Annotated in this window: 14 protein-coding genes; 4 read left to right on the forward strand and 10 right to left on the reverse strand. The window is 62.5% G+C overall.

Annotated features, from left to right (window positions below):
- Window positions 1-10: 10 nt before the first annotated feature.
- Together LB524_RS27255 and sufD are read right to left on the reverse strand one after the other, a co-directional pair.
- Window positions 11-1,255: a cysteine desulfurase gene (locus LB524_RS27255; RefSeq protein ID WP_140874126.1), complete on the reverse strand. Its 1,245-nt coding sequence runs from the start codon at window positions 1,253-1,255 to the stop codon at window positions 11-13.
- Window positions 1,256-1,260: 5 nt separating this feature from the next.
- On the reverse strand, window positions 1,261-2,292 hold the full coding sequence (gene sufD, locus LB524_RS27260; protein WP_411909945.1) for a Fe-S cluster assembly protein SufD: 1,032 nt from the start codon (window positions 2,290-2,292) through the stop codon (window positions 1,261-1,263).
- Between sufD and LB524_RS29155 the strand changes: the two genes are divergently transcribed.
- Complete coding sequence (locus LB524_RS29155; RefSeq protein WP_411908821.1) at window positions 2,291-2,359, forward strand: hypothetical protein; 69 nt, start codon at window positions 2,291-2,293, stop codon at window positions 2,357-2,359. The two genes, sufD and LB524_RS29155, sit on opposite strands and share 2 nt — an antisense overlap.
- Before the next feature lie 210 nt (window positions 2,360-2,569).
- Here the strand turns inward: LB524_RS29155 and sufC are convergent, their stop codons facing one another.
- From sufC to LB524_RS27280, 3 genes are all read right to left on the reverse strand, one after another.
- A complete protein-coding gene (sufC, locus tag LB524_RS27270; protein WP_015318168.1) occupies window positions 2,570-3,325 on the reverse strand; it encodes a Fe-S cluster assembly ATPase SufC in 756 nt (251 codons plus the stop codon).
- A gap of 31 nt (window positions 3,326-3,356) precedes the next feature.
- Window positions 3,357-4,874, reverse strand: coding sequence for a Fe-S cluster assembly protein SufB (gene sufB, locus LB524_RS27275; RefSeq protein WP_224531432.1), 1,518 nt, complete (start codon window positions 4,872-4,874; stop codon window positions 3,357-3,359).
- A 220-nt stretch (window positions 4,875-5,094) separates the two neighbouring features.
- The gene (locus LB524_RS27280) at window positions 5,095-6,255 is read right to left on the reverse strand and encodes a cysteine desulfurase family protein (RefSeq protein ID WP_224531433.1); all 1,161 of its coding nucleotides are present in this window, start codon (window positions 6,253-6,255) and stop codon (window positions 5,095-5,097) included.
- A 254-nt stretch (window positions 6,256-6,509) separates the two neighbouring features.
- Here LB524_RS27280 and LB524_RS27285 point away from each other — a divergent pair, with 254 nt between their 5' ends.
- Window positions 6,510-7,184, forward strand: coding sequence for an alpha/beta hydrolase (locus LB524_RS27285; protein ID WP_015318172.1), 675 nt, complete (start codon window positions 6,510-6,512; stop codon window positions 7,182-7,184).
- A 93-nt stretch (window positions 7,185-7,277) separates the two neighbouring features.
- Here LB524_RS27285 and LB524_RS27290 read toward each other — a convergent pair whose 3' ends face one another.
- Complete coding sequence (locus LB524_RS27290; protein ID WP_224531434.1) at window positions 7,278-8,099, reverse strand: phosphatase PAP2 family protein; 822 nt, start codon at window positions 8,097-8,099, stop codon at window positions 7,278-7,280.
- Window positions 8,100-8,130: 31 nt separating this feature from the next.
- Window positions 8,131-9,774 carry an ArnT family glycosyltransferase gene (locus tag LB524_RS27295; protein ID WP_015318174.1) on the reverse strand — a complete coding sequence of 548 codons (1,644 nt, stop codon included), beginning with the start codon at window positions 9,772-9,774 and terminating at the stop codon, window positions 8,131-8,133.
- A gap of 343 nt (window positions 9,775-10,117) precedes the next feature.
- On the opposite strand from LB524_RS27295, the gene tyrS reads away from it, so the two are divergent.
- The gene (gene tyrS / locus LB524_RS27300; protein ID WP_224531435.1) at window positions 10,118-11,371 is read left to right on the forward strand and encodes a tyrosine--tRNA ligase; all 1,254 of its coding nucleotides are present in this window, start codon (window positions 10,118-10,120) and stop codon (window positions 11,369-11,371) included.
- Between the two features lie 76 nt (window positions 11,372-11,447).
- Here the strand turns inward: tyrS and LB524_RS27305 are convergent, their stop codons facing one another.
- Window positions 11,448-14,828 carry a DUF3971 domain-containing protein gene (locus LB524_RS27305; protein ID WP_224531436.1) on the reverse strand — a complete coding sequence of 1,127 codons (3,381 nt, stop codon included), beginning with the start codon at window positions 14,826-14,828 and terminating at the stop codon, window positions 11,448-11,450.
- Window positions 14,829-14,923: 95 nt separating this feature from the next.
- On the opposite strand from LB524_RS27305, the gene LB524_RS27310 reads away from it, so the two are divergent.
- Window positions 14,924-15,391 (forward strand): peroxiredoxin, encoded by a 468-nt coding sequence (locus tag LB524_RS27310; protein WP_224531437.1) that lies wholly within the window; start codon window positions 14,924-14,926, stop codon window positions 15,389-15,391.
- 39 nt (window positions 15,392-15,430) lie between these two features.
- Here LB524_RS27310 and LB524_RS27315 read toward each other — a convergent pair whose 3' ends face one another.
- Window positions 15,431-16,570 (reverse strand): GNAT family N-acetyltransferase, encoded by a 1,140-nt coding sequence (locus LB524_RS27315; protein WP_015318178.1) that lies wholly within the window; start codon window positions 16,568-16,570, stop codon window positions 15,431-15,433.
- A complete protein-coding gene (locus tag LB524_RS27320; RefSeq protein ID WP_224531438.1) occupies window positions 16,567-17,568 on the reverse strand; it encodes a sterol desaturase family protein in 1,002 nt (333 codons plus the stop codon). Before LB524_RS27320 ends, LB524_RS27315 begins: the two co-directional genes overlap by 4 nt.
- Between the last annotated feature and the right edge of the window lie 297 nt (window positions 17,569-17,865).

A 17,865-nucleotide genomic window follows, 5' to 3' on the forward strand; every position in this document is an offset into this window, starting at 1 on the left:
AAAAAAATCGTCATCCGAAGAATTTGCGCGCTTTTTCAAGCGCCTCGGCCAAAGCGTCGACTTCTGCCCTGGTATTATACATGCCGAACGATGCCCTGCATGTGGAGGTTACGCCAAAGCGTTTCAACAGCGGCTGGGCGCAATGGGTGCCGGCACGGACCGCCACGCCTTGCCTGTCTATCACCATCGACACGTCATGGGCATGAATGCCTTGCAGCTCGAAGGAGATGATGGCGCCCTTGCCGGGCGCATCGCCGAAGATGCGCAGCGAGTTGATGGCGCGCAGGCGCTCGTGGGCGTAGGTCTTCAAGTCTTCCTCATGCGCGGCGATGCGCTCACGACCGACAGAGTCCATGTAGTCGAGCGCGGCGCCCAGTCCGATCGCCTGGACGATCGGCGGCGTGCCGGCCTCGAAGCGATGCGGCGGCTCGTTGTAGGTGACGATGTCTTCCGTCACCTCCTCGATCATCTCGCCGCCGCCCATGAACGGCCGCATGCCGGCGAGACTATCCTTCTTGCCGTAGAGCACGCCGATGCCCGAGGGGCCATAGACCTTGTGGCCGGTGAAGACGAAGAAATCGCAATCCAGATCCTGCACGTCGATCGGCATGTGCACCGCGCTCTGGCTGCCGTCGACAAGCACCGGAATTCCACGCGAATGCGCGATGCGCACGATCTCCTTGATCGGTGTCACCGTGCCCAGCGCGTTCGACATTTGCGTGATGGCCACGAGTTTAGTGCGATCGGTCAGCCGCTTTTCGAATTCCTCGATGTGGAAGACGCCGAGATCGTCGACCGGCACCCAGACCAGCTTGGCGCCCTGCCGCTCGCGGATGAAGTGCCAGGGCACGATGTTGGAGTGGTGCTCCATGATCGACAGCACGATCTCGTCGCCCTCGCCGATATTGGGCATGCCATAGCCATAGGCGACGGTGTTGATGGCCGACGTGGTGTTGGAGGTGAAGACGATGTTGTCGGTGCTTGGCGCATTGAGAAAGCGGCGCACCGTTTCCCGCGCCTTTTCGTAAGCGTCGGTTGCGGCATTGGAAAGGAAATGCAGGCCGCGATGGACGTTGGCGTATTCCTGGGAATAGGCGTGCTGGATCGTGTCCAGCACCACCCGCGGCTTCTGCGCCGAGGCGCCATTGTCGAGATAGACCAGCTTCTTGCCGTAGACTTCGCGCGACAGGATCGGGAAATCGCGGCGGATCGCCTCGACGTCGTAGAAATCTCCAATCTTGCCCGGTGCGTTCATCAGCTTCACCCGTGCGTCACAAACCACTCGTCGAGCTTCGCTTCCAGCGCCTCGACAATCGTCTCGTCGTCCAGTTCCTCGATCACCTCGGCGACGAAGGCTTTGACCAGCAGACCGCGTGCGCTCTTTTCGTCGACGCCGCGCGCCATCAGGTAGAACAGATGGTCGTGGTCGATCTCGGTCACCGTCGCGCCGTGGCCGCAGACGACGTCATCGGCGAAGATTTCGAGCTCCGGCTTGGTCGAGAACTCGCCATCGTCGGACAGCAACAGCGTGTTGCAGGCCATCTTGGCGTTGGTCTTCTGCGCATATTGATGGACGTTGATGCGGCCCTGGAAGACGCCACGTGCCTTGCCCGTCACCACGTTGCGGACGATCTCCGTCGAGGTCGTGTGCGGCACGGCGTGGTCGAGCACCATGGTCACGTCGGTGTGGGTGTCGCCGGCGAGCAGGTTGATGCCGCGCAATTGGAAGTCGGCGCCCTCACCTGTCGTCTTGACCATGATCTCCTGGCGCACAAGCTTGCCGCCGGCGTTCATGACGAACAGCGTCAGTTTCGCGTTCTTGCCGATATGGGCCTTGAACTGTGCCAGATGCGTCGCCGTCTCCGGCTGTTCCTGCACGATCAGCCACGTTACCTCGGCGCCCTCGCCGAGCACGAGTTGGCTGACAGAACTGACCAGCGCCGCGCCCTCGCCCGCCTGACGCTCGACGATGACGGCCTTGGCGCCGTCGCCGATGCGAACGGCCAAGCGCACATGGGTCTGGCCGCCGGCCTGCAAATTCTGCAGCTCGATCGGTTTTTCCAGTTCGGCGCCATCGGCGATGTCGACAAAGTAGCCGTCGGCGACGAAAGCCGTGTTCAGCGCACCGATGGCATCGTCATTGCCATAGGGATCGAGGCCCGGCGCGATGCTGCCGTCAATCAGCTTTTCCGACAGGCGCTGGACGCTGACGCCTTCGACAACTGGCGCCTTGGCACTCGATACGCCGTTCGACAGGCTCAGAACCGTCGAACCGTCGACGATTGGCGCGATGGCTTTCGCCGTGGCGGCCGGGTCGAACTCCGGCACCGCGTTCAAAAGACGGCGCAGGTCGGTATAATGCCAGGATTCGATGCGTCGCGTCGGCAAGCCGTGCTTGATCGCTTCGATGGCATCGTCGCGCTTCAGCATCACCGCGCCGTCGCCCGGCAACAGCGACAGCCGGTCGCCGAACGCGTCGATCAACGCGGTCTCGGCCGGTGTGCGCTGCGGTTGTGTGTGCATATTCATCAGCTTTGCCCCGTCTTTTGGCACAAAATGACCTGGCATCTCACGCGGCTTCGCCGATCACGCCGGCATAGCCATTGGCTTCAAGGTCGAGCGCCAGCGACTTGTCGCCCGACTTGATGACCTGGCCCTTGTAGAGCACGTGCACGCTGTCGGGCACGATGTGCTCGAGCAGGCGCTGGTAGTGGGTGATGACCAGGAACGCCCGGTCCGGCGCGCGCAGCGCGTTGACGCCATCGGAGACGATCTTCAGCGCATCGATGTCGAGGCCGGAATCGGTCTCGTCGAGCACGCAGAGTTTCGGCTCCAGCAGCTTCATCTGCAGGATCTCGGCACGCTTCTTCTCGCCGCCGGAGAAGCCGACATTGAGCGGCCGCTTCAGCATCGCCATGTCCATGCTGAGCGAGGCGGCGGCTTCCTTCACGCGCTTGAGGAATTCCGGGATTTTCAGCGGCTCTTCACCACGCGCCTTGCGCTGCTCGTTCATGGCCACCTTGAGAAATTCCATGGTCGCGACGCCCGGTATCTCCATCGGATACTGGAAAGCGAGGAAAATTCCTGACGTAGCGCGCTCGGCCGGATCCATTTCGAGGATCGACTGGCCGTTGTAGAGGATGTCGCCCTCGGTCACCTCATAGTCCTCGCGGCCGGCAAGGATGTAGGACAGGGTCGACTTGCCCGAGCCGTTCGGGCCCATGATCGCGGCGACCTCGCCGGCTTTCACCGTCAGGTTCAGGCCGCGGATGATCTCGGTGCCGTCATCGACGATGCGAGCATGCAGGTTCTTGATCTCAAGCATTCTTTGTTTCCTGAATATTTATCTGGGCTGGTCAGCCCACCGAGCCTTCCAACGAGATGCCGATCAGCTTCTGCGCCTCGACGGCGAACTCCATCGGCAGTTGCTGGATGACGTCCTTGACGAAGCCGTTGACGATCAGCGCGATGGCTTCCTCCTCGGGAATGCCGCGCTGCATGACATAGAATTTCTGGTCCTCGGAAATCTTCGACGTGGTCGCCTCATGCTCGAACTGCGCCGTGGAGTTCTTGGCTTCCATATAAGGCACGGTGTGCGCGCCGCACTGGTCGCCGATCAGCAGGCTGTCGCAGTTGGTGAAGTTGCGGGCATTGGTCGCCTTGCGGTGCGCCGAGACCTGGCCGCGATAGGTGTTCTGCGAGAAGCCGGCGGCGATGCCCTTGGAGATGATGCGGCTCGACGTGTTCTTGCCGAGATGGATCATCTTGGTGCCGCTGTCGACCTGCTGATAGCCGTTCGACACCGCGATCGAATAGAATTCGCCCGAGGAATCGTCGCCGCGAAGGATGCAGCTTGGATACTTCCAGGTGATTGCCGAGCCGGTCTCGACCTGCGTCCACGAGATCTTCGATCGGTGGCCTCGGCAGTCGCCGCGCTTGGTGACGAAATTGTAGATGCCGCCCTTGCCCTCGGCGTCGCCGGGGTACCAGTTCTGTACCGTCGAATATTTGATCTCGGCATCGTCGAGCGCGACCAGTTCGACCACCGCCGCATGAAGCTGGTTCTCGTCGCGTTGCGGCGCCGTGCAGCCCTCGAGATAGGAGACGTAGGCCCCCTCCTCGGCGATGATCAGCGTGCGCTCGAACTGTCCGGTGTTCTTCTCGTTCATGCGGAAATAGGTCGACAGCTCCATCGGGCAGCGCACCCCCTTCGGCACGAAGACGAAGGACCCGTCCGTGAATACGGCCGAATTCAGTGTGGCGTAGTAATTGTCGGAGGTCGGCACGACCGAACCGAGATATTTCTGCACCAGTTCGGGATGCTCGCGGATGGCTTCGGAGATCGAGCAGAAGATGACTCCGGCCTGCGCCAGTTCCTTTTTGAAGGTGGTAACGACGGACACGGAATCGAACACGGCGTCGACGGCGACGCGGCCCGACTTGTAGACGTTGTCGCTGGCTTCCTCGAACTCCGAGGCGTCGGTCTTCTGGACGCCTGCGAGGATCTCCTGCTCCTTCAACGGAATGCCGAGTTTCTCGTAGACTTTCAAGATCTCAGGATCGACGTCGCTGAGCGAAGTCGGTCCGGGCGTGCTCTTGGGCGCCGCGTAATAGTAGATGTCCTGGAAGTCGATCTTGGGGTAGTTGACGCGCGCCCAGGTCGGCTCTTCCAGCGTCAGCCAGCGCCGATAGGCTTCGAGGCGCCATTCCAGCATCCAGGACGGTTCGTCCTTCTTGGCCGAGATGAAACGGATAATGTCTTCGCTCAGGCCCTTGGGAGCCTTGTCGACGGCGATCTCGGTCTGGAATCCGTATTTGTATTGGTCGACGTCGATCTTTCGGACCCGATCGATCGTGTCCTGCACAGCAGGCATAAGCGTTCTCCATCCACGCCGGGGTCAAGGCCCGACAGTTTTCAAACTATGGCACCGCCAAATGGACGCCCGAGCAGCATCCGCGGCAGCGTAAGTTCAATATAGTGCGCCTCCACCGGAAATTCACCCGGCCAGCATGAAACGCACGGCTCTACCAGGCCGAAAGGCCCAAATCCGTTTTTCTCAAGCATCGGATTCTCCGGTCCGATTGCTCCAACCGCTAGGCGGCCTTCTCTCTACCCGCCCGACGCGCGGCAATGCTTGCCAGCGCGGCGCGGAACAGTTCGATGTCCTCGGCGGCGGTCGCGGCACCGACCGAGACGCGCAGGGCACCAAGGCTGTCGCCGTGCCCCATGGCCTTCAGCACATGGCTCGGCCCGACCTTGCCCGACGAGCAGGCGGATCCGGCGGAAAGCGCCACGCCTGCCAGATCGAAGGCGATCTGAGCGGTTTCGGCTTTGATGCCGGGAATAGCGAAGAATGTCGTGTTGGCAAGCCTTGGCGCGCCCGTTCCGAAGATTTCCACGTCCGGCACCAGCGTCTTCAGGATGGCTTCGGCCTCATCGCGACGCTGCCGCACGGCACCGACGGCCTTCAGTCCGGCCAGGGCTTCTCGTGCAGCGGCGCCAAACCCGGCAATGCCAGGCAGGTTCTCGGTGCCGCCACGGTGGCCTTTTTCCTGGCCGCCGCCATTGATCAGCGGCGTCGGCATCATCAGGTCGGCCGCGGCGACGATGGCACCGGCGCCCTGGGGGCCGCCGATCTTGTGTGAGGATAGAATTGCATAGTCGGCGTATCCAGCCGCCATGTCGATCGAGACGCGGCCAGCGGCCTGCACGGCATCGACGACAAGAATGCCGCCCTCCGCCTTGACGATTTCGGCAATGCGATCGATCGGCTGGATGACACCGGTTTCGTTGTTGGCGGCATGGATCGCCACCAGCGGCAGACCGTCGGCCTTGTCGTGGCCGGCGAGCGCCGCGGTCAAGGCGTCGAGGTTGACGATGCCATCGGCGTCGACACCGATCCGCGTTACCTGGCTTGCCGGGAAACGTCCGCCATTCAGCAGGCACGGATGGTCGGCCTCGCACACGTAGAGCCGGCTCATGCGAATGGCGCCGCGCCCCATCCGCCAGTCCGGCGTCAGAAGCGCCGAGGCGGCCTCGGTCGCACCCGAAGTGAAGACGACATGTTCGGCCTTGCCGTTGACCAGTGCCGCCACGTCGCGCCTGGCATTGTCGACGAGCCTGCGCGCGGCGCGCCCCTCGGCATGGACCGAAGAAGGGTTGGCCGCATCAAACGCAGCGACCATGGCCTCGCGCGCCGCTGAAAGCAGCGGCGCACTGGCATTATAGTCGAGATAGGCGCGTCTCGCGGCCATTTTTGTCCAGTTCTTCCCGTCAGAAGCCATTCCGCCGACGTATGGCGTTATTTCCTTGAAATTCCAAGGCAAGCCGTCCTATTTACGCGGCTTGCGGCGAGGGCGACCGGGCGATTGCGTTTCGGTCACCCAGTTTTGAACAATTCTAAACTAGCTTCTATGAAGACGCTCGCCCTGCGTCAAGGTCTGTGGAAGCGGGGCCAGAGGAACAGTTTTCCGGGCACCGCGCACTTGTATGTCACGTGGAGTATTTCATGCCTGAGGTCATTTTCACCGGTCCGGCCGGCCGCCTGGAGGGACGCTACCAGCCCTCGCGGGAAAAGAGCGCGCCGATTGCCATCGTGTTGCATCCGCACCCGCAGTTCGGCGGCACGATGAACAACAAGATCGTCTACGACCTCTTCTACATGTTCCAGAAGCGTGATTTCACCACGCTGCGCTTCAATTTTCGCGGCATCGGCCGCAGCCAGGGCGAGTTCGACCATGGAACCGGCGAGTTGTCGGACGCGGCGGCGGCACTCGACTGGGTGCAGTCGCTGCATCCGGATTCCAAGAGCTGCTGGGTCGCCGGCTATTCCTTCGGTTCGTGGATCGGCATGCAGCTGCTGATGCGCCGGCCCGAGATCGAGGGCTTCATCTCGATCGCACCGCAGCCCAACACCTATGATTTTTCCTTCCTGGCGCCCTGCCCGTCTTCGGGCCTGATCATTCATGGCGACGCCGACAAGGTGGCGCCGCCGAAGGATGTGCAGGGCCTGGTCGACAAGCTGCATACGCAGAAGGGCATCACCATCACGCAGAAGACCCTGCCCGGCGCCAACCACTTTTTCGCCAACGACGCCGATCTCTTGATCGAGGAATGCTCCGATTATCTCGATCGACGGCTGGCGGGAGAATTGTCCGATCCGAGGCCGAAGCGGCTGCGTTAAGACATCTGGCCAGGCGTGTTCGTGGGGCTATGAGCGGGCGGACAATGTCCGCTCCTCGCCATTTGGCTTGCCACGATACGGTTCGGCAGCGACTTATTTTTCTGGGGCAATAAGCCGGAACGATGATTTGCGGACCGGCAATCCTGAAGCTGCCGGCCGGAAGATGAAACCGAGCCTGGCAAAGACCAGTCCGCAGGCCACCGCGAAGGCACAGCCGAGGCCGAAGCCGGCGACGGTGTCGCTCGGATAGTGCGCGCCGACGAATATCCTGGTCGAGGCGATGCAGCCGGTGACCACAAGGGCGATATACCAACGCCGCGGAAACAAAAGCAGCAGGATACCGAACACGGCGCCCATCGTCGTGGCGTGGCCGGACGGAAAGCCGGCAAAGCGCGCATCGAAGGCAAAGGGGTGGAGTGCAAGGACGCCAAAATCCTGGAAGTAGAGCGGGCGCGCCCTGCCAATGGCATATTTCAAGACATTGACGGTCAGGCCCGACAGGCCAACGGCGCTCAGCACCAGAAAAGCCAGACAAGTCCAACTGTAGACCAGCATCAGCGCGCGCCGCGAAAGGCTTCGCCAATCCGTCAGATTGGCCGCGACAAGCAGAAGCGCGGACGGGATGAGATACCAGCCGCCCAGTCCGAACTGTGTGAAGAATTCGGCAAGCCTGGCGGCACCCGCCGACCATTGGCCATGGGCTACTCCCGCCGGCGTATCGAGACGAACAAAGGCGGCTGCCGTCAGAAAGACCCAGACCAGTCCCCACGCCCACCATGAGATGTTGGGATAGCGAGCGGGCCGAACGGCGAGGCGCCGCCTTGCGATCCGCAGGGTGTCGCGAAAATTGTCGAGGGACCGGCGTCCTATCCCGAGGAGGGAGCTGGTAACTGGTGGGCGTGATTTCACGAGCATTGGAAACTGGACTCTGTCATCGACCCAGCCGTCATTGGGCCACACGATAAAGGCCGAGCGACAGTTTGTCTCCCGACGAATAGTTGAGGCCATCGATTTCAGCGACGCGGTTCACCGATTTGCCTCGCACCGACAGCATGCCATTCAGCTTCTGCTCATCCCCGATCGGGGCCAGCCCCAAGGCACAGGCAGGATCGGCGAGCAGGTGCTCCGCCACGCCTCCGACATCGGTCAGCACCGTTTTCGTGCCGACCAGAAACACCAGGCTCGGCTCCTGATACCGCGCCGAGGCCAGCACCGTTGTGTCGCATGCCTGGTTGGCAAGCACGGCTTGCCTGATCGCCGGGCTCAGCCACATCGGCTTCAGCGACGGCGCGATGACCCCGAACAGCAAGGCATAGGTGATGCCCGCGCAGGCGGCGGTGGCTCCAATGCGAGGCAGCGGCACCTGCAACTGCCTGGAGAATGCGAGATAACCGGCGCCCAGCGCTGACGCTGCCGCAGGAATGCTCCACCAGGAGAAACTGTGCGTAAGGTAGATCGGTGCCCCGATACAGACCGCCGCCAGCCCGAGGCTGACCACCACCAGACCGAACGCGGTCGACCACCACAACCACTGCTGCCAGCGCTTGAGCGGCGCATTGGCGTCCTGCGGCGACAACGTCAGCAGCCAGCCGATCAGCAGCGCCATGCCAGGATAGGCCGGCAGGACGTAATGCGGCAGTTTGGTCGGGATGAGTTCGAACACCAGCCAGAACGGAATGTACCATGCCAGGCAAAAGCGCAGCCTGAAATCGTCGCGCACACGATTGAGGGCCTGCAGGCCGGCGCCGACCGCGATCAGGCCGAACGGCCACATGAACAGCGAATAGGTCAGCATGTAGAAGCCGGGCGGCAGGCCGTGCGATTCCTCTCCGGATGCGACCTTGTTCAGCATATCCTTGCCGACGGCTTCCTGAAAAAAGGCGCCGCCGCTCTTCCAGCCGATAAAAGCGACCCAGGGCAGCACGATGAGCAAAACGAGCGCGACGCCGCGCACGAGCTTCAGCTTCAAAAGCCAGCGCCAGTCGCGTTCGAAAGCAAACAGCGCGGCCGCCGTCAGCAGTGACAGAAGCGGGGCCACGGGTCCCTTGATGAGGATCCCGACGCCTTGCGCGAACCAGAATATCCACGGCAGATGGCCGGCCACCGGCTCGTTGCGGCGCGACGCCAGGTAGACTTGCGCCAGCGCGCCCTGCGCGGCCACGCAGCAGGCCAGAAGCATGGCGTCGGTTTTGGCGTCGCGTCCCTCGAACGCGGTTGCGAAGATCGCCGCCATCATCAGGCCGGCGGCAAGGCCGGCATTGGCGCCGAACAATTTTGTGCCCGTCCAGCCGATGCCCAGGACAGCGAGCGCGATTCCGAGCATCGAGACAAGGCGGTACACCCAGATCGGTGCGGCCGCGCCCTCGCCGCTCAATGCGACGGCAGCCGATTGCAGCCAGTAGATGCCGATCGGCTTCTTGTAGCGCGAGACATCCTGGAAGCGGATGTCGATATAGTCGCCGGTTTCGACCATCTGCTTGGTCGCCTGGACAAAGCGGGACTCGTCGCGGTCGATCGGCGGAAGGCTCGCCAAGCCGCTGAAACTCATGACCAAGCTGAACAGAAAGAGGAAGAGGTAGTTTCTGTTCATCGCGGGAGCTTTCCGGATCTGATCTGCGGGACGACCCCGTCGCGGCGTGCGGGCGCTGCCCTTGCGCGGCGCCTCATTACGCCAGCGGCATGGATGAGGCAAGGATTCGCAAATGCCATCCGCGCCGGCCGCAAAACCGGAATCCACTTTTGCTGATCATAGACTCCTCTTTGGCGCGCGATCGGGCGCAAAACCGGATTCCACTTTTGCTGATCGCGGACTCCTTGTTGGCGCGCGATCCGACGCAAAACCGGATTCCACTTTTGCTGATCGCGCTTGGGTGCTAAACGCGCGCGTTCACATATGCCCGCGCTGGACGGGCACACGCTTTCGGGAAAAAACCATGCCTGCCTTCAAATCCGATTTCCTGCGCACGATGAGCGAGCGCGGTTTCATCCACCAGACCTCGGATGATGCCGGTCTCGATCAACTCTTCGCCAAGGAGACGGTGACGGCCTATATCGGCTTCGACGCCACAGCCAGGAGCCTGCATGCCGGCTCGCTGATCCAGATCATGATGCTGCACTGGCTGCAGCAGACCGGCCATCGGCCGATCGCGCTGATGGGCGGCGGTACCTCGATGATCGGCGACCCCTCCTTCAAGGACGAGGCGCGCAAGCTGCTGACGCCGCAAGACATCGACGGCAATCTTGCCGGCATCCGCCGCAACTTCATGCCCTACCTCAAATTCGGCAGTGGTCCGAACGACGCGGTCATGGTCAACAATGCCGACTGGCTGATGGAGATCAACTACGTCAATTTCCTGCGTGATGTCGGCCGGCACTTTTCCGTCAACCGCATGCTTGCGTTCGATTCCGTCAAGTTGCGGCTCGATCGCGAGCAATCGCTTTCGTTCCTCGAATTCAACTACATGATCCTGCAGGCCTATGATTTCGTCGAACTCTACAAGCGCCTCGGCTGCCGCCTGCAGATGGGCGGCTCCGACCAATGGGGCAACATCATCAACGGCATCGATCTCGGCCGCCGTATGGAAGATGCGCAACTCTATGCGCTGACCACGCCGCTGCTCACCACCTCGTCCGGCGCCAAGATGGGCAAGTCGGCGTCGGGTGCGGTCTGGCTCGATCCGCAGATGCTGAGCCCTTACGAGTTCTGGCAGTACTGGCGCAACACCGAGGATGCCGACGTTGCCCGGTTCCTGAAACTCTACACCACATTGCCGCTGGACGAGGTCGCACGGCTCGAGCGGCTGGGCGGCTCCGAGATCAACGAGGCAAAGAAGATCCTCGCGACCGAGATTACCGCCCATCTGCATGGCCGCGCGGCCGCCGAACAGGCCAGCGAGACGGCGCGAAAGACTTTCGAGGAAGGCGCTCTCGCCGACACTTTGCCGACCGTCGAGGCGGACAAGGCCGCGCTCGAAGCCGGTGTCGGCATCCTGTCGCTATTGGTCAGCGCCGGGCTGGCATCATCCAATGGCGAGGCACGGCGGCACATCCAGGGCGGCGCCGTGCGCCTGAACGACCAGCCGGTCAGCGACGACCGCCGACTGGTGACACTTCAGGATTTGAGTCCGGAAAACGTCATAAAGCTTTCATTGGGCAGGAAAAAACACATCCTGGTCAGGCCGGCCTAAGGCCCTTGGAGCCGTTTCCCGGAAACGGCTCCAACTATGTGTCTTGAGGCAATTCCGGGCGGAAAACCGTTTCGCTCTAGCGGTACTCGAAGATCGACCTGAATATCCCCGGAGCGATCACCGACAGCGGATTGACGTCGAGCACGGGCTTGTTGGCATTGCCCCTGAGGCGGTAGGTGACGCCGATCAGGCCGCGGTCGCGGCCATTGCCCAGAAGCGCGCCGACGATGGGCAGTTCGCCAAAGATGCGGTTGAGGCCGTAGGCCGGCATGAAGGTGCCGGTCATATCCATATTGTTGTTCTGGTCGTAGAGGATGCCCTGGAAGGTCGTGCCGATGCGCGGACCGCGCAGCACGCCATTGGTCAGCCGGAGATAACCGCTGCCCTTGTCGATTTCGGCGTAGCCGCGCTCGAACTTCACCCGCGACGTGTCGAGCTTGCCCTTCACCGCCTGGTTGAGGCTGCGGCTGTCGCCGGCCGGCGTGGTCGAGACGATGGAGGCGAGCTTGGGTTCGTTGACGATGAAGAAGTTGCTGGTGTCGACCTTGCCCTTCATCGGCCCGTCGCTGCCCCCGGTCAGCGCCAGCGTGATCGATCCGCCTTCCATGTGCTCATAGATGTTGAGGAACCGCAGGATGGCGCCGGCGTCCGCCGACTGCACATTGAGCGAACGCCTGCCGTCGCCGGTGGTGTTGCTGATGGCGATGGCGGCACCCGAACTCGCCGTCGCGCTGACCTTCAGTCCGTTCACCCGCGAACCGGCCGCACTGTAGTCGAGCTTCAGGTTGGAGAGTTGCTCGTCGTGAAAACCGGTGAGCTGATTGACGTCCGCACTGACTGAAATATTGTCTGTTCCTGTCGTTTTGGTCGCCGTGTCCACATCGGACGTGAACTGCTTGATCAGCGAACGAGCATCAAGCGCATTGCCATTGATGCCGACCGCATAGCCCTTGCCCGATCGCTTCACCGACACGGAAACATCATCGCCCCGGTTCAGGGTGACCCTGCTGAATTTGGCCGACGACAGCGCGCCGTTGACCAGCACGATGCCGCCATCGATGGAGAATGTCTTGCCACCGAGGTCGAAGTCGGACAGCGTCGTGGTGTCGCCGGCCTTGGTCATGACGAAGGTGGCGCTGGCGGGAACCCCCGCCCCCTTGCTCCAGCCGGCCCAGGGAATGTCCAGCCTGGCATTGGTCAGGTCGACCGAAACGTTCTGGTTGCCGCTACCACTCTTGTCGATCGCGACCTTCACCGTTCCACCAAGCAGCGGCGTCAGGCCGGGCATGGCGGCGGCGCGGATCTTGTCGTCGAGCACAAGGGCGACTTTGCGGCTGCGCGGCGGCCCGTCATCCACCAACGGCTCGACGAGATCGAGTTCGGCCGGAATGCCGTTCAGCGATGCCTTGGCCGAAATGACAGCCTTTTGCGGGTCGACCGTGATCGAGCCGTCCGCGTCCGTCACGGCCTGCCCCTCGAACGGCTTGGCCAGGGACAGGCCGGTGTAGTCGAGCGACACCAGCCAATCGAGCTTCGCCGTATCGACGCCCGACTGCAGCGGAATATCCGCCTTGACGTGGCCGGTGACGCTGCCGGAAAGATCCTCAGGCAGGATGCCGACATGGCGCATGGCGTTGATCGGTTCGTAGGAGGCAAGCTCGGCGACGGCCGGCGCCTCCCCCTCCACATCGATGTCGAGTGCGCCGATGACCGGCGGACGGTTGGCGGCCTTGACCGTCAGCGTGCCATTGCTGGCCGCCACCGTGCGGCCGCTAGGCATGAAGACGGTGCCCGACGACAAGGAGACGTCGACGTCGTTGCCGTGGAATCCGACCACGCCCACCGCGTCGCGGATCGGCGGGATGCGGCCGGCAGTGTCGAAACGCGCGCCTTCGATCTGGAAGCGGCCGAAGACCTCGTCGGCGGAAAGCGGCACGCCATTGCCGAGGCGATCCGGCACCACCTGGAACTGGAGGCTGGCATCGACCACGCGGCCGCCGAACAGATTGTTCAGCACCCAGAGCCGCGCATTGCGCGCCGAAAACCACGGCCACAGCTGTTTGACGTGCGAGACCGGCATGTCATGGATGTTGAGCGCCAGATTGATCCCGGGAGCCTTGCCCTCGACGAATTCCACAGCCGCGGTGCCAAGCACCTCGCTGCTCCCGGCGGACCGAACCGCGATCTGCTCGGCCACCAGTTTATGGCTTTGCGGCTGGTAGACGCCGGCGATGCGCGCCAGGAACATCAGCGCGGGCTCAGGCGATTCCGATGGCGCCAGGGTCGAACCGTCGCTGGTCAGATCGTAACGGTAGGAGGGTTCCTCACCAGCCACCCCGGTTGCTGGTTTTGGCCCGATCGAGCCGCCGAAATCGAATGAAGACCTGCCGGTTTTCAAGAGCAGCCTGTCGACCTGGATCTTGTTGGAGCCATAGACAAGCGTCGCATTGACATCGGCATCCGCCGGCAGCAGCCCGCGTGTGCCAAGATCCAGCACGGACCCGGTGGACGAAAGGGCGGCGGTCAAGCGTGATGCGGTGGCACCTGACCCTTCCGATCCTGTCAACTTCAGCGCGACGGCACCAAGCTTGCCGGAGCCGGCAGCGGTGGCGCCGGCATCCGCCAGATTGATGCTGGCATCCAACGCCGTCACCCGATGCGCCGCGATGTTACGGGCGGCGGAAGCTACAACGGTGACTGTCCTGCCGTCGACGTCCGCGTCGGAGGTGAACTCCATGCCGCCCGGCCCCGACTGAACCACGGTGGCGTCGGCGATCTTGACCAGCTTGATCGATCCAGCGTCGGGCAACACGAACTCGACATTGCTGAGATCGATCCGGCGCATCGAATCTTCCCGCACGGCGTCGAGCGCACGATGGATGTAGCCGAACACCGCGTCCGACAGCTTCTCCGGATCGACGAGGCCGTTCTCGTTGCGCAGTGCCGCCGTCCAGTCGCCGCCGGACGGCATCGCCGCCATGACGATGCGGGCATCGGAGATCCTGGCGCTGGTCAGCCGCACCTCGCGCCACAAAAGCGGCACCAGGCGGATGCCGAAGCGCACACGCCCGGCATCGGCCATGGGTTTGCCGTCCGATGTCTTCAGGCTGACATCGCTCACCTGCAGCGCCACGAAGCTCGAACTGTCGAGCGTGATGCGGGCGGGCCCGACAGCGACATTGACGTCGACGCCCGCCAGCCTCTCGATGGCGCTCTCCGCCTCGACGCGCAGCCGGTCAGAACCAATGCCGGAAAGGCCGATGAGATAGACCGCCGTCGCGGCCAGCAGCATGAACGCGACCACGCCGGCAAACACGCGCGAAAGGATGCGAAAGCCGCGGCCGATCGCCGCCTGGCCAAGAGGCGGGACGCGGCACGCGGACGGCAGGGCGCCCAGGTCGGTGATTTCGTCCCGCCTGAACCGGATCTTCTCGTGCTGCGGTTGCTCCTGATCCACGCAATCTTCCGTTGTACAAACTCGCTCGTGGACGAATCCCCGGTCGACACTATATCGGTGTGGCTTCGCGCGTAACCTCAAACAAGGGCATCGATATGGCTGACCTCGAAGTAGGCGATCCCGCGCCGCAATTCGATCTGCCGCGGGACGGCGGCGGATCGCTCAGCCTGGCCGCATCCGCCGGCAAGCCAGTCGTGCTCTATTTCTATCCTCAGGATGACACGACAAGCTGCACGCAAGAGGCGATCAGCTTCTCGCGGCTGAAGCCGGAATTCGAGAAGGCCGGCGCTGTCGTCATCGGCCTGTCGCCCGACAGCGCCAAGAAACACGACAAGTTCAAATCGAAATACAATCTAACCATCGATCTTGCCGCCGACGAGGAGCGCAAGGTGATCGAGGCCTACCGCCTGTGGGTCGAGAAATCGATGTATGGCCGCAAATACATGGGCGTCGAGCGCGCGACATTCTTGATCGGCCGTGACGGACGGATCGCCAAGATCTGGCGCAAGGTCCGGGTCAAGGGCCATGCCGAGGCCGTTCTGGAAGCCGTTCGCGCGCTTTGAGCGTCGCCAAAGCACACGACGCAAACGACGATCGTGGCGCTATTCGTCAGGCACCGCGTCGGCTTTCGGCTGCCGCCGGGTCTTCCAGGACTTCGAAACATGGTCCACATGATCGGCCAGTGCGGCGAGATGACCGCGCAAGCCGCGCGCACCCATCATCGACGACAGCGCGACTGATTGCGTGGCGAAGCGGCGCTTGAAATCCTCGCCGCCGCAGAGAAAATCAATCGTGGCAAGGCCACGGTCGAGCGACCACTGGATATAGTCCATCATCAGCACCATACCCGGCGAGGCGCGCTCGTGTTCGGGATCGTAGGTGGTGACGAAAGCCATCATCGTGCCGTGCTGCTCGAAGTTGATCGAGACCGCGATGATCGTGTCGTCAAGCTCCAGCACGAAAATGCGCAACAGCCCGAGGTCGGCCAGCACGGAAATAAGCGCGGCGAGAACCGGCGAGCCCTCATCGAACAGATCCGAAGCGCGGCCATGCCGAACGAGCCAGAGCCGCTTCAGCGTCGCGACCCGCTCGAGCACCGGCTCGCGCGGGTCATCCGCATCCAGGAGGCGGAAACGCAATGCGCCGCTCTCTTCCATGAATTTGCGGCCGCGACGATAGTTCTGCCGGCCCTTTTTCGACAACGTCTCGAACCATTCCGCCCCACTCTGCCAGGGACCAGTGACACGATAGCTGATTTCACCGCGGTGGTTGGGCCGAAGCGCTTTGCCATGGGCCGGGTGCAGCAGGGCATGAACCCCGGCATCCGGCAGCAGACGGTTGAGGTAGATCAGGTCGAAGCCGCCCTGATCGAAGACATGCTGCCAAAGGCGGGAGATCGCCTGCGGGTCGCTGTCGGGTGCAACCAGCGCGTCGCCATAGTCACTGTGATCCTTCGCCGCCCATTCGAGCATGCGGATGCCGGAGCGCCTGAAGGTCGCGAGCGCTATCACGCCCTCGAGCCGGTCGCCGTTCCAGGCAAGCCCAATCCTGAGGGCGCGCCGCTCCTGATGCGGGGTGGTGCGCCACCAGGCCGCGATCCAGTCGGGATGCTGGAAGACAAGCCCGCCAGCCCGCTGCCAGAGCGCGCTCCAGGCCGGTGCGATCTCGGCCAGGCGCACCGCCGATGTCACGATTTCGAAGGTGCGTGTCCGCGGGATGGAGAGCGTGACGGGAGCGTTCATGGCCGTGTCCCTTCCGATGGTCGCTCGGTCCGTGGCTGTCGCTTTCCAGGCCGGATGCGCCTGGCAACATGGCCCCACATCCGCTTCAGCGGCATGACATAAAGGCCGGCGAGCGACTGGTAGTCGCGCACATCGCGGTCGACCAGTCCGAACTTGAAGTCCTCGTCGGGCCTCGGCACGCACAATGTTCCGAAGAGCCGGTCCCAGAACGAGAAGAGCAGTCCGAAATTCTTGTCGTAGTGGCGCGGATCGACGCTGTGATGCAGCTGGTGCCAATGAGGACACAGGATCAAGTTGTTGAGCGGGCCAAACGAGATCTTGAAATGCGTGTGCCTGACGAAATCCATCATCAGGATGTTCCGCATGACATAGACGTTGACGCCAAAGACGGTCAGTTCGACAAGGTTCAGCGAAATCAGCGACCAAATGCCGAAGCACAGCCCCACGATGAGCCCGTCCCAGGCTCGGTTCATCAACTCGTCGAGCGGATGGACCCGGTCCTTGGTGATCCCGACCAGCACCTCGGCCGAGTGATGCACCTTGTGCAATTCCCAAAGCAGGGGGTAGCGATGCTGGGCGACGTGATAGAGATAATAGGAAAAGTCGTAGGCGAGCAGCATGCTGATGGTGAAGATCAGCACCGTCACCGGTCCTGCCGGCCCCTCGATCAGAGGCGGCTGAAACTGGAACAGTGTCGAAAACAGCCAGTTGGTCCCGTAGCCCACCGCCGTGACGAAGACAATTCCGGCGGGCAGCATCAGGAAAGGCATCAGGGCCTTCCTGGTGATCCAGAACAGCAGGTCGGCCTTCGCGGAGGGATGGGTGATGACCTCATGGGGGACGACGAACTCGAAAAATTCCTTCCAGCTCTTCTCCTCGACCGTGCGCCAATAAGCCACGAGCGCGCTGACAAGGGCCGTCAGCAGCAAAAGCCCGGTCGCCAGCAGACTGGTGCCCGAAATCTTGTCGAGGATCTTGCCAACCAGGTCGTCCAGCATTCCTACCGCCACGGTGAATCCGAAATACCAGCAGGTCTTTACTCGAAAAGAGTCAATTAAATGCAATCGAATACAGTTAAGAAACCTGGAGCTTGCTCAGCGCGTGACTGACCGCTGCTGGCGGAACATTGGTGCTCCTCGCCAACGATTTCGCGACGTAGCGGCCGTAGCTGGCGATTTCCATGCAACCTCTCGCCTGCATTGCGTGCATTCGGCGTCGCGCTGCCGATACGGCAAGCCTTTGTTAACCCTAATAATGTGTAATCAGGCGGTCGTGGTGTCGTAACGAAAGCTTGG

This window comes from Mesorhizobium sp. ESP6-5 (genome assembly GCF_020164695.1).
GTDB classification, from domain to species: domain Bacteria; phylum Pseudomonadota; class Alphaproteobacteria; order Rhizobiales; family Rhizobiaceae; genus Mesorhizobium; species Mesorhizobium australicum.

Coding starts and splice junctions, on each gene's coding strand:
- LB524_RS27255 (WP_140874126.1), bottom strand. CDS start 1,255: ATGAACGCACCGGGCAAGATTGGAGATTTCTACGACGTCGAGGCGATC.
- LB524_RS27285 (WP_015318172.1), top strand. CDS start 6,510: ATGCCTGAGGTCATTTTCACCGGTCCGGCCGGCCGCCTGGAGGGACGC.
- LB524_RS27280 (WP_224531433.1), bottom strand. CDS start 6,255: ATGGCCGCGAGACGCGCCTATCTCGACTATAATGCCAGTGCGCCGCTG.
- LB524_RS27310 (WP_224531437.1), top strand. CDS start 14,924: ATGGCTGACCTCGAAGTAGGCGATCCCGCGCCGCAATTCGATCTGCCG.
- LB524_RS27290 (WP_224531434.1), bottom strand. CDS start 8,099: ATGCTCGTGAAATCACGCCCACCAGTTACCAGCTCCCTCCTCGGGATA.
- sufB (WP_224531432.1), bottom strand. CDS start 4,874: ATGCCTGCTGTGCAGGACACGATCGATCGGGTCCGAAAGATCGACGTC.
- LB524_RS27295 (WP_015318174.1), bottom strand. CDS start 9,774: ATGAACAGAAACTACCTCTTCCTCTTTCTGTTCAGCTTGGTCATGAGT.
- LB524_RS27320 (WP_224531438.1), bottom strand. CDS start 17,568: ATGCTGGACGACCTGGTTGGCAAGATCCTCGACAAGATTTCGGGCACC.
- sufC (WP_015318168.1), bottom strand. CDS start 3,325: ATGCTTGAGATCAAGAACCTGCATGCTCGCATCGTCGATGACGGCACC.
- LB524_RS27315 (WP_015318178.1), bottom strand. CDS start 16,570: ATGAACGCTCCCGTCACGCTCTCCATCCCGCGGACACGCACCTTCGAA.
- tyrS (WP_224531435.1), top strand. CDS start 10,118: ATGCCTGCCTTCAAATCCGATTTCCTGCGCACGATGAGCGAGCGCGGT.